General features: G+C 65.9%; 12 protein-coding genes. 2 read left to right on the top strand and 10 right to left on the bottom strand.

Going from position 1 to position 11,534, the window contains the following annotated elements; genetic code table 11:
* Positions 1-75: 75 nt before the first annotated feature.
* The 9 genes from QMX79_RS17310 to glnA form a co-directional block, all read right to left on the bottom strand.
* Positions 76-1,089, bottom strand: a complete 1,014-nt coding sequence (locus QMX79_RS17310; RefSeq protein ID WP_282247844.1) for a tetratricopeptide repeat protein — start codon at positions 1,087-1,089, stop codon at positions 76-78.
* 60 nt (positions 1,090-1,149) lie between these two features.
* Entirely contained in the window at positions 1,150-2,085 is a 936-nt protein-coding gene (locus QMX79_RS17305; protein ID WP_282247843.1) for an HAD family hydrolase, read from the bottom strand.
* Between the two features lie 94 nt (positions 2,086-2,179).
* On the bottom strand, positions 2,180-2,842 hold the full coding sequence (locus QMX79_RS17300; protein ID WP_282247842.1) for a hypothetical protein: 663 nt from the start codon (positions 2,840-2,842) through the stop codon (positions 2,180-2,182).
* Positions 2,843-2,924: 82 nt separating this feature from the next.
* Complete coding sequence (locus QMX79_RS17295) at positions 2,925-3,467, bottom strand: hypothetical protein (protein WP_282247841.1); 543 nt, start codon at positions 3,465-3,467, stop codon at positions 2,925-2,927.
* A gap of 10 nt (positions 3,468-3,477) precedes the next feature.
* Positions 3,478-4,653, bottom strand: a complete 1,176-nt coding sequence (locus QMX79_RS17290) for an MltA domain-containing protein (RefSeq protein WP_282247840.1) — start codon at positions 4,651-4,653, stop codon at positions 3,478-3,480.
* A 21-nt stretch (positions 4,654-4,674) separates the two neighbouring features.
* On the bottom strand, positions 4,675-5,430 hold the full coding sequence (locus tag QMX79_RS17285; RefSeq protein ID WP_282247839.1) for an N-acetylmuramoyl-L-alanine amidase: 756 nt from the start codon (positions 5,428-5,430) through the stop codon (positions 4,675-4,677).
* A gap of 93 nt (positions 5,431-5,523) precedes the next feature.
* On the bottom strand, positions 5,524-6,960 hold the full coding sequence (gene amt / locus QMX79_RS17280; protein WP_282247838.1) for an ammonium transporter: 1,437 nt from the start codon (positions 6,958-6,960) through the stop codon (positions 5,524-5,526).
* Positions 6,961-6,978: 18 nt separating this feature from the next.
* The gene (locus tag QMX79_RS17275) at positions 6,979-7,317 is read right to left on the bottom strand and encodes a P-II family nitrogen regulator (protein ID WP_282247837.1); all 339 of its coding nucleotides are present in this window, start codon (positions 7,315-7,317) and stop codon (positions 6,979-6,981) included.
* A gap of 279 nt (positions 7,318-7,596) precedes the next feature.
* Positions 7,597-9,006, bottom strand: a complete 1,410-nt coding sequence (glnA, locus tag QMX79_RS17270) for a type I glutamate--ammonia ligase (protein ID WP_068848239.1) — start codon at positions 9,004-9,006, stop codon at positions 7,597-7,599.
* Between the two features lie 272 nt (positions 9,007-9,278).
* Here glnA and QMX79_RS17265 point away from each other — a divergent pair, with 272 nt between their 5' ends.
* Positions 9,279-10,073 carry an undecaprenyl-diphosphate phosphatase gene (locus QMX79_RS17265; RefSeq protein ID WP_282247836.1) on the top strand — a complete coding sequence of 265 codons (795 nt, stop codon included), beginning with the start codon at positions 9,279-9,281 and terminating at the stop codon, positions 10,071-10,073.
* 71 nt (positions 10,074-10,144) lie between these two features.
* Positions 10,145-10,978: an META and DUF4377 domain-containing protein gene (locus tag QMX79_RS17260; protein WP_282247835.1), complete on the top strand. Its 834-nt coding sequence runs from the start codon at positions 10,145-10,147 to the stop codon at positions 10,976-10,978.
* A 78-nt stretch (positions 10,979-11,056) separates the two neighbouring features.
* On the opposite strand, the gene QMX79_RS17255 is transcribed toward QMX79_RS17260, so the two are convergent.
* A partial coding sequence (locus QMX79_RS17255; protein ID WP_282247834.1) for a YbhB/YbcL family Raf kinase inhibitor-like protein occupies positions 11,057-11,534 on the bottom strand: 478 nt, incomplete at its 5' end.

Raw genomic sequence — 11,534 nt, 5'->3', positions numbered from 1 at the left:
ATCGTAGAGCCACGCCCTGCGTGGCTGCTCTTCGTTCGGGACCGCGAAGCCACGCAGGGCGTGGCTCTACGGCTGTTACCGTAGTGCGCGCCGAGCTGGACACTCATCTGGGTTGAACGATCCGTAGATGCGCATGATTTCGAGATTGGTGAGCGCGCCGCGGTATCCCTGCGCGGCGGCCTCGCAGTACCAGGCGATGCTCGCGTCTTCGTCCTTGGCGACGCCGACCCCAGTGGAATATAGGTATCCCAGCCGCGTCTGTGCGGGCGCGTACCCTGCGGTGGCCGCCTTGCGGTACCAGTTGAACGACTGGGCCTCGTCCTTCTGCACCCCGATGCCTTTGCTGTAGATGTCGCCGAGCCGCGTCTGCGCCTGGGTGTCGCCGCGCTCTGCGGCCGCTACCAGATCTTCCACGGGGCCAAAGGCTCCCGGGCTTTGGGCCTCGCTGCACCACACCTCGTATTCGCCGCGATACAGGCAGAGCGCCATGCGGGACTGACTGACGCCGAGTTGGGATCTGTCCTGCAGCGCTGCCTTGCCGTACCACCGCTTGGCTTCATCATCGTCTTTGGCGAGACCTGCGCCGCCCCGCTGATACAGGCTGGCAAGGTTGTGCTGCCCGGCGGCAGAGCCCTGCTCGGCCGCCTTGCGCAGCCAGACCAGCGCCTGGGCGTCGTCTTGTTCCACGCCCTGTCCATTGAGGTACAGCATGCCCAGATCGGACTGTGCAATCACTTCGCCCTGCTCCGCTGCCTCGCGCACCCAGACGACGGCCTGGGCCTCGTCCTTGGGCACGCCGATTCCGCGCAGGTAGAGCGCACCCAGTTCGGATTGGGCAGGGCCGTAGCCCTGGTCAGCCGCCTTGCGATACCAGGCGGCGGCCTTCGCCGCATCCTTGCGGACACCTGCACCGCTGAGATACAGATTGGCCAGCTGGTATTCCGCTTTCGCATCCCCGGCTTTTGCAGCGGTCTGCACGCGTTTCAGCAAGGCTGCCTCGTCATCGCCGAGCGCATGGGCGCTGCAGGCGAACATAGCCATACCGATGAACAACACTACGCGGCCAAGGGGTCGAATCACGCCGTCCATGGACTTTCTCACTCGTCATCATCTCCAGATGTTCTGGTGGGGATGATATCGGGTCCGCTGCTAATCCACGAAGACCTTGGCCCAGTCATCGCGGACGCTGACCAGCGGCCAGCCGCGCTCCTTCGCCAGCGCCACGGACTTCTGGGCGCCGGAGGTATAGGCGATGTCACGCTCGTCATCATCATGGGTGACCAGCAGTGCCAGCGACGGCCCATCGCCCTGCGTGGCGAACTGCAGCATCTGGATGTCGCCGTTGGAGTTTCCGGCCGCGAAGATCGGGCGGCCGCCGATCCTGCTCCAGATCCGCACCACCTTGTTGGGGCCGTCGTCGAACACTTCCAGCTTAGAGGTGTGTACCACCTTGCCGATACCCGCGTCTTCCCGGTATTCCAGCGTCACGGTCGTGCCCACCACACGTTCGGGAGGAATGCCGTACAGCTCGCTGGTGATCGGCCGCATGAAATCGCGACCGCCACCCGACACGATGTAGTTGGTGAAGCCATTCGCCTCCAGATAGTTGAGCAGCTCACGCATGGGAGCATAGGCGGTCTTCAGATAGGGTCGCTTCAGCAACGGGTTCTGTGCAGTGCGCAGGAAGTGCTCGGCTTTCCTGGCGAACACCTCGACATCGTCATCGACGTACGCAGACAGCAGGCCGGCTGCCATCTCTTTAAGTGTCGTGTCATCGCCTTCGTAGTGTTTTGTAATTACGTCACCCAGCCAGGCCTGATCTCTGTCATGCACGGCTTTCCACGGCTGTCTGTCGCGCAGCGATGGATCTGCCTCGGCCTGTTCGGCGATGCGTCGCATCAGGAAGTCGGCCTGGATCGGCATGGGCTTTTCGCACCACAAGCAGCCGTCGTTGTCGAACACGGCGATGCGTGCGGCGGTGGGTACGTAGTCGGGTCCGTCTTCCAGGGTGACCCGTGTGACGAAGGCAATGATGGCCTGGCGTGTAGGCCCAGCATTCCAGCTCTTGAGCAGCCCTTCATGCATGACCGACTCTCCGCGATCCAAAGCAGGAGCGGGAATGCTATCCCGCCAATGCGCACCTGGCCTGCGCATAATCACTGCGCGGGGTTCAGTAGTTCTACTGGGCCGGCGTAACCGTTCGTACCACCTTCTCCTTGGCGTCTAGGAACTGGATCGAGGCATCGCCGGCTGCCGTGACCGTCAACACCAGCCGCTTGCGCCCCTCTGCATCGCGCATCGTCAGCACCGCATCATTGTCGGCTTTGCCAAGATAGAGGCGCCGGGCGCCGAATGCGCCCTGCGCTTCCAGCCGCTTGTAGGCCGCGTCTTTGGCGGGGCCGGCAGGCAGCGCCTCGATGCGCGCGAACTCGGCGTAGTCCAGTGACTGAGCCGGCCGGTCATTGATGCCCAGCCCGGCGCTGCGGCGATCCCCGTGTTCGGTCTGGTCGATATTGATCACCTGGTCCTGCTCGTACTGGTCGAAGCTGAGATGACCGAAGGCGTTGACCTTCCCATCGGTACCGCGCTTTCCACCGAAGATCAGACCACCGTTCTCCGTGGCTTCGTCGTTGAAGAACAGCATGCCGGCCGTATCGGCGCGCCCCGCGTGGGCCATTTCTTTGCCCTGGACAATCGCCCCGGGAAAGCTTGTCCGATTGGAAATGACCATGCGCAGCGTGCCATCGGGCTCGCGCACGTTGATGCGCTCCACGTCGATGGTCTTGAAGCGATCGGAAGAGACATACGCGGCGGCACCGCACAGCAACACGGTGCTGACCACCGCCCCATAGATGACAAGTGCACGATTGACGAACGTGGATGTGTCCAAGGCAACGTCCTTTTGGCGGGGGCGGGGTGTCGGGTCAACGGGTACTGCGCCGCAGCTGCATGATCGCTTCCGGCAGCTCGGTACGCATCTGTTCGCGCAGGGCCTCGGCAACCGCGTGGTAGCGGCGACGCTGGATGAAGTAGCAGTACACGAACAACCCCAGCATCATCAGCATCGGCCAGGCGGAGGCGGCCACCATCGGCATGGCCGCGCACAGCAACGCAATGGCCAGGGTCATCCAGTTGCAGATACCTTCCACCCGTACCTGGCTGCGCCTGGCGTCCACCACCACCAAGCCGCGCATTACCGGGTAGTAGCGCCCGGTGAAGCTGGTGAAGAAGCTTTCGCGGAATGCCGTGCGGCCATCCGGCAATGGACGGAATACCATCGGCATCCAGTCCGACGTGGCCACGTCGCGCTCCAGGCAGTTCAGCACCAGTCGGTGGCGCATCTCCGCGGTGGCGGGAATGCGCTCGTTGAACAGGCGGATGCCCGTTCCGAAGTAGAACGGGCTCCAAGCCAGTTGCAGCACGATCTCCAGCACCATCACGCCGACCACTACGTAGAAGATCGCCATGGGTCTGTCCTCAGCCGCCAGCGGCCGTAGTGGTGGGCAGGGCGGCACCCTTCGGCCACAGCAGCCATAGGTTGCCCTTCTGCTTCATGTCCCCGGCCAGCTTGCCGGCGGCATCGCCGGTGCCCCAGTACAGATCGGCGCGGACTTCGCCGGCGATGGCGCCGCCGGTGTCCTGCGCGGCCACCGGGCGTACCACCGGGCTGCCGTCCGGGCGCGTGGTGGACAGCCATAGCAGGCTGCCCAGCGGCACCACGGTGCGGTCCACCGCGACGCTGTAGCCGGCGGTGAGCGGCACGTTCAACGAGCCACGCGGGCCTTCGTCGCCGTCCGGCCCCTTGGTGAAGAACACATAGCTGGGGTTGCTGGCCAGCAGCTCGGTCACGCGCTGCGGGTGTGCGTCGGCCCAGGCGCGGATGGCGTCCATGGTGACGTCTTCCTTCTTCAGCTCGCCCTGCGCCACCAGCCAGCGGCCGATCGGGCGGTAGGGGTGGCCGTTCTGGTCGGCGTAGGCAATGCGCAGTTGGCGGCCGTCGTCCAGGCGGATGCGGCCCGAGCCCTGGATCTGCAGGAACTGCAGGTCCATCGGGTTGGACAGCCAGGCCAGCACGGGCGCGTTGACGCCCTTGGCGGAAATCTTCGCCGCGTCGTCGTAGGGGCGGAGCACGCGGCCCTCCACGCGGCCGCGCAGGCGCTTGCCCTTGAGTTCGGGGTAGAGCTCATCAAGCTGCACGCTGACCATGTCGGTCGGTACGCCGTAGACCGGTACCGGCGTCTTGGTGGTCCGAGTGAGGCTGCCGCTGTACACCGGCTCGTAATAGCCGGTGATCAGGCCGTCGGCGCGGTGGCCGCCAGCACGCAGCGAGTAGACCTCCAGGTGGTCCTGCAGGAACTGGTGGATGGCCGTTGGGTTGATTGCAACGTTCGCGGCGGCCGCGCAGGTGGACGCCCAGGTGGCATCGGTCTTCAGGCGTGGGCAGGCGCTGCGCCAGGCGCCGAAGCCGGCCTGCAGGTCGCTGTCGCTGACGGCGGGGAGTGCTTTCCAGTCGGCCTTGGCGTAGGTGGCGGGACTGGTAGACGGCGGTGCATCAGGCTTGGGGGTGCTGACGCTGCAGGCGGTGAGCAGGGACAGGCCAAGGAGGGTCAAGGCGGGGTGCTTGAGTGCGGCGGTGATGCGCTTGGCCTTCATGGCTGCTCGTTGTGGGCGGTGTCAGCGGTTGATTGTAGGTAGGCGTTGCTGAAGCAGCGAATGCAGGATGCGGGCGTCTTCGGCGTCGAGGGTGCCCGGCAGGTCGTCGCGGCCACGGAAACGGCGGTGGAAGGCGCCGGCTGCGGCGGCACGGTCGTCCAGCGGGTAGCCGAAGGCCTCCAGCGCCAGCCATGGGTCGAAGCCTTCCGGCGCAGGACCATCGCTGGCGCGCGGCCACACCCCGAAACCGGCTTCGGCCAGCTGCTGCCACGGGAAGTGGCGGCTGGGGTCCTGCTTGCGGGCCGGTGCCAGGTCGGCGTGGGCGATGATCTGGCTGCGCGGGATGTTCAGGCGCGTGCACAGATCGTCCAGCAGGCGGATCAGTGCGGAAATCTGGTCGGCGGCAAACGGACTGCTGCCATCGTTGTCGATCTCGATGCCGATCGAGGCTGAGTTGAGGTCGGTAATGGTGCCCCAGCGGCCGCCGCCCGCGTGCCAGGCACGGCGGTTGTCGGCCACCAACTGGTAGAGGTGGCCATCCGAGCCCACCAGGTAGTGCGCACTGACCTTGCCGCCGCTGTTGGCGGTGCGCAGGGTGTACAGGCTCTGCTGCACGCTGTCCTGGTCGGTGTGGTGCAACACGATGATGACCGGGTTGCGCACGTTGTGGTTCGGCGACGGCACCCAGGTGGCCAGCGGACTGCGCACATCGGTGCTGGCGCACGCGGCAAGCAGGAGGGCAGCGAGCAACACAATCGGAAGGCGGATTCGGCGCATGGCCTGATTGTGCGTCAGGGTGCACCCAAAAAAAACCGGCGGTCCGAAGGCCGCCGGCAGTGACGTCAATGTGCAACGTCGATTACACGTCGATCAGACCTCGTAGGCGGACTCGCCATGCGAGGTGACATCCAGGCCGGTGCGCTCAGCTTCCTCGGTCACGCGCAGGCCGAACACCAGGCGCACCACCAGCAGGATCGCCACGGTGACCACGGCACACCAGACGATGGTGAAGCCGACGCTGACCAGCTGCACCCACACCTGGTGGCCGATATCGAGGTCGGCCTTGGTGCCGCCCAGCGACTGCGCGCTGAACACACCGGTGAGCAGCGCGCCGACGATGCCGCCCACGCCATGCACGCCGAACACGTCGGCGGTGTCATCGACCTTGAGCAGGCGCTTGAGACCGGTAACGCCCCACACGCAGACCACGCCGGTGACCAGGCCGATCACGATCGCACCCAGCGGGCCGACGGTGCCGCAGGCCGGGGTGATGCCGACCAGGCCGGCCACCGCGCCGGAGGCCGCGCCCAGCGCGGACGGCTTGCCCTTGCTGACCGCTTCCACCAGGGTCCAGCCCAGCACCGCAGCGGCGGTGGCGAGGATGGTGTTGATGAAGGCCAGCGAGGCCACGGTATCGGCGGCGGCGGCGGAACCGGCGTTGAAGCCGAACCAGCCCACCCACAGCAGCATCGCGCCGATGTAGGTGAACGGCACGTTGTGCGGCTTCAGGGCGGTCTGGCCGTAGCCGATGCGCTTGCCGACGAAGTACGCGGCGACCAGGCCGGCCACGCCCGCGTTGATGTGCACCACGGTGCCACCGGCGAAGTCGATCGCGCCCATCGCGCCCAGGTAACCGCCGCCCCACACGATGTGGGCCATCGGGATGTAGCTCAGGGTGAACCACAGCGCCGAGAACAGCAGCACCGCCTTGAACTTGATGCGTTCGGCGAACGCACCGACGATCAGCGCGGTGGTGATGCCGGCGAAGGTGGACTGGAAGGCGACGAACAGGTAATCGGGCAGGCCCTTGATCGGGGTGTTGCCCACCGAATCCGGGGTGAAGCCCTTGAGGAACGCGAACTGGGTGAACGAGCCGAAGAACTGGTTGCCTTCGCTGAACACCGCGCTGTAGCCATAGGCCACCCACAGCATCAGCACCAGCGAGAACACCACCAGGATCTGGCTGAGCACGGAAAGTACGTTCTTGGAGCGGACCAGGCCGCCGTAGAACAGCGCAAGGCCCGGCACCACCATCAACAGCACCAGCAGGGTGGAGGTGAGCATCCACGCCACATCGCCACGGTCGTAGGTGGGCGCGGCCTCTGCTTCGGCAACGGCGGCGGCCGGCGCGGCGGCTTCGGCGGTGGGCAGCGGTTCAACGGCCACCGTTTCCGACGGTGCCGGGCTGACCTGGGCCTGGGCGTGTGCGGTACCGGAGAACGCGCCGACGGCGAGTGCGCTGAACAGCATCAGCAGGCACACGGCGTGGAACCGGGCTTGCCACCCGGTGAACAAGGAAGTCTTCATTGTGGGCTCCGAGTGGGGTTAGAGCGCGTCCGCGCCGAATTCGCCGGTGCGGATGCGGATGACCTGTTCAACGGCGGTGACGAAGATCTTGCCGTCGCCGATCTTGCCGGTGCCGGCCGCGTTCTGGATCGCTTCAACCACCGCGTCCAGGCGTTCGTCGGTGACCACGGTTTCGATCTTGATCTTGGGCAGGAAATCCACGACGTATTCGGCGCCGCGATACAACTCGGTGTGGCCCTTCTGGCGGCCGAAGCCTTTTACTTCAGTCACGGTGATGCCCGACACGCCCGCATCGGAGAGGGCCTCGCGGACCTCGTCGAGCTTGAACGGCCGGATGATGGCGGAGATCAGTTTCATGCGCATGTCCCGATGGTGGATGGAACCGGCCTGCAGTGCAGGCCGATGTCAGGTCAACCGGCGGCCACTTGCACATGGCCCCCCGTTGTTGCGCCGAACGTTGCATGGACCACGCCGGTGACGCGGGAGGGAGGAAGGGCCCATGCTGCGCGTCCGGTCTCTCTTGCCCCTGGTGTTGCATGAAGCAGATGCGGTGCGGCTCCCCAGCCGGACCGCATGGGTGAAGCGGTGGCGATGACGAAGGTGGGAGGGAAGTCCTTCGGCATCGCCACCTGTTGCTCAGTTGGCGTAGTACATCTGGTATTCGAGCGGGTGCGTGGCGGCGCGGAAGCGGGTCACTTCCTGCATCTTCAGCGCGATGTAGCCATCGATGAAGTCGTCGGTCATCACGCCACCGGCCTTGAGGAACTCGCGGTCCTTGTCCAGCGCTTCCAGGGCCTGGTCCAGGCTGGAGCACACCTGCGGAATCAGCTTCTCTTCTTCCGGCGGCAGGTCGTACAGGTCCTTGTCGCTCGGTGCGCCCGGGTCGATCTGGTTCTTGATGCCGTCCAGGCCGGCCATCATCAGCACGGTGAAGGTCAGGTAGCCGGACTGGATCGGATCGGGGAAGCGCATTTCAATGCGGCGCGCCTTCGGGTTGGACACCCACGGAATGCGGCACGAGGCCGAACGGTTGCGGGCCGAGTAGGCCAGCATGACCGGGGCTTCGAAGCCCGGCACCAGGCGCTTGTAGCTGTTGGTACCCGAGTTGGCGAAGGCATTGATGGCCTTGGCGTGCTTGAAGATGCCGCCGATGTACCACAGCGCCATCTGGCTCAGGCCGCCGTAGCCATCACCGGAGAACAGGTTGGTGCCGCCCTTGGACAGCGACTGGTGCACGTGCATGCCGCTGCCGTTGTCGCCGACGATCGGCTTGGGCATGAAGGTGGCGGTCTTGCCGTTGCGGTGGGCGACGTTCTTGATGACGTGCTTCATGCGCAGCAGTTCGTCGGCCTTCTGCACCAGGGTGCTGAACTTGGTGCCGATTTCGCACTGGCCGGCGGTGGCCACTTCGTGGTGCTGCACTTCGACTTCGATGCCGACCTGTTCCAGCGTCTTGCACATTTCAGCGCGCAGGTCGTGCAGCGAATCGGTCGGCGGCACCGGGAAGTAGCCGCCCTTGACGGCCGGACGGTAGCCGCTGTTGGCGCCGTCGAACTTGTCGCCGGTGCTCCAGGCGGCTTCTTCGGAGGAGATCTTGAAGAAGGTGTTGCCCATGTCGTTGGCGAACTGGACCGAGTCGAAGATGAAGAACTCCGGCTCCGGGCCGAAGAAGGCCTGTTCGGCAATGCCGGAGGACTTCAGGTAGGCCTCGGCGCGCTTGGCGATGCCGCGCGGGCAGCGGCCGTACGGCTGCATGGTGGCCGGGTCGAGGATGTCGCAGCTAATCACCAGGGTCGGGTGCTGGTAGAACGGGTCGACGTAGGCGCTGGCCGGGTCCGGCAGCAGGACCATGTCGGACTCATTGATGCCCTTCCAGCCGGCGATGGAGCTGCCGTCGAACATCTTGCCTTCTTCGAACAGCGACGGTTCCACGATGCTGACCGGGAAGGTGACGTGCTGTTCCACACCGCGCATGTCGACAAAACGCAGGTCGATGAACTCGATCTGGTTGTCCTTGATCAGCTTCTCAACATTTTCCACGGACATCGGTGAAACCTCAGATGGGTGATTGCCTGTGTGGATAGAGCAATCCCCGTGCCAACTTTTTGCAGCGCACAAGTGGTTGATTTCACACGGCGTGCACCCGGATGGACGCTGAACGCGGCGCACCATTGCGGTGCAATGGCCGCACCGTGCACACATTTGGTGCGGACGTTGTTGTTTTATGATTTGCCAGACGCGCAGCCGGCAACGTCCCGGTTGTACCCACCGATCCAGCCGGGCATGGCCCGGCGCTACCTTCGAGCCACTGCCCGCCGATGTCCGATCTGTTCTCCGCCCTGCTGTTGGGCATCCTTGAAGGCCTTACCGAATTCCTGCCGATTTCCAGCACCGGCCACCTGCTGATCGCCCAGCACTGGCTGGGCGCACGCTCGGACTTCTTCAACATCATCATCCAGGCCGGCGCGATCCTGGCCATCACCCTGGTGTTCCGCCAGCGGCTGTGGACGCTGGCCACCGGCCTGCACGAGCGCGCCAACCGCGATTACGTGCTCAAGCTGGGCACCGCGTTCCTGGTCACCGCGATCGTAGGCCTGCCGGTGCGGCTGGCCGGCTGGGAGCTGCCCGAGACGGTGACCCCGGTGGCGTGGGCGCTGATCATCGGCGGCATCTGGATGATCCTGGTGGAAGCGCGCACCGCGCGCCTGCCCGACCGCGACGAGGTGACCTGGAAGGTGGCGGTGCTGGTCGGCCTGGCGCAGGTGGTGGCGGGCGTGTTCCCGGGCACCTCGCGGTCGGCGGCGGCAATCTTCATCGCCATGCTGTTCGGCCTGAGCCGGCGTGCGGCCGCCACTGAATTCGTGTTCCTGGTGGGCATTCCCACCATGTTCGCTGCCAGTGGCTACGCGTTCCTGGAACTTGCCAAGGACGGCAAGCTGGCCACCGAGAACTGGACCGACGTGGGCGTGGCCTTCGTTGCCGCCGTCATCACCGGCTTCGTCGTAGTGAAGTGGCTGCTGGGCTACATCAAGGCCCACCGCTTCACGGCGTTTGCGTTCTACCGGATCGCACTCGGCGCGGGCCTGCTGCTGTTCCTGCCTGCTGGTAACTGAACAGCGCCGCGCCGCCGCAACCCCACCCGGGGTGCTCCCACGTTATTCCCCGGGTTCCCAAGGAGATGTCCATGAAAACCACCCGCAACCTGATGCTGATCCTGCCGCTGGCCCTGCTGGCCGCGTGCAGCAACCCCTCCAGCCAGGCCCCCGGCACCGGCCGCGACGAGCTGGCCCCGGCCCCGACCGCTGCGGCCGACCAGAAGGCCGCCGCGCACCTGGACGTGCAGCGCCTGCAGGGCAACCACTGGGTGCTCGACAGCGCCACCGACAGCGCCGGCAAGCGCATCGATGCGCTGTTCGCGCGCGCCGACAAGCCGGTCACGCTGGACTTCATCGATGGCCGCCTGGCAGTCAGCAATACCTGCAACCGCATGGGCGGGGGCTACACCCTGGCCGACGGCACGCTGACCGTTTCGCCGATGGCCTCGACCATGATGGCCTGCACCGACAAGGCGCTGATGGCGCTGGACCAGGCGGTGGGCTCGCGGCTGGAAGGCGCGCTGAAGACCGAACTGGGCGGCGAAGGCCAGTTGACCCTGCGCACCGCCAGCGGTGACGTGCTGGTGTTCAGCCCGCAGCCGACCGCCGAAACCCGCTTCGGCGGCCCGGGCGAGACGATCTTCATCGAGGTGGCCGCGCAGACCAAGCCGTGCCCGCACCCGATGATCCGCGACAAGCAGTGCCTGCAGACCCGTGAGATCCACTTCGACGACAAGGGGCTCAAGCAGGGCACGCCGGGCGCGTTCGAGAACTTCTACGACGTGATCGAGGGCTATACGCACGAAGCGGGCACGCGCAACGTGCTGCGGGTGAAGCGCTTCAACGTGGCCAACCCGCCGGCCGATGCGTCGTCGAAGGCGTATGTGCTGGATATGGTCGTGGAGTCTGCGATCGAGAAGTGACCGGCATTGCGTGGGCCGGCCAACGGCTGGCGCTACCGATGCACTGTGCCGCCCGATGATTGATCGGGCGGCTTTTTTTTACGCCAACGCCGGGTTGAGCGTGTACGTGCCGTGCAACGCGGCTTCGGCCAGCACGTGGCCGTGCATGGCCTTGTGCACGTCGGCGGCGGTGAACGGCGTGGGCAGATCGAGCGTGGCCACGTCCAGCGCGAACAGGCGGAAGAAGTAACGGTGCACGCGCTCGTCGTTGAACGGCGGGTACGGTCCGTCGTAGCCCAGGTATTGGCCGGCCATGTCCGGATTGCCGGCGAACCAGCCGGTGAAATCGTTCAGGCCCTGGCGCGCACCGGCCGGGCCGGCCGGCTGCGGCTTGCCCTTGGCGGTGAAGCCATCGCTGCAGCTGGCTTCTTCGATCCCGCGGAGGTCTGCCGGAATGTCGGCCATCGCCCAGTGGGTGAAGTCGGCACGCGGCTGGTCGGCGGGTACGCTGCGGTCGTGGCGGGCGGCCCGGGGGGGGGCCGGGGGGCCGGCCCGGGGGGGGGGCCCCCCGGGGCGT

It is taken from the genome of Stenotrophomonas sp. PS02300 (genome assembly GCF_029959395.1).
Classification (GTDB): Bacteria; Pseudomonadota; Gammaproteobacteria; order Xanthomonadales; family Xanthomonadaceae; genus Stenotrophomonas; species Stenotrophomonas maltophilia_AD.
The sequence above is the reverse complement of the archived record's forward strand: the minus strand, read 5'-3'. Positions and strand labels throughout refer to the sequence as shown.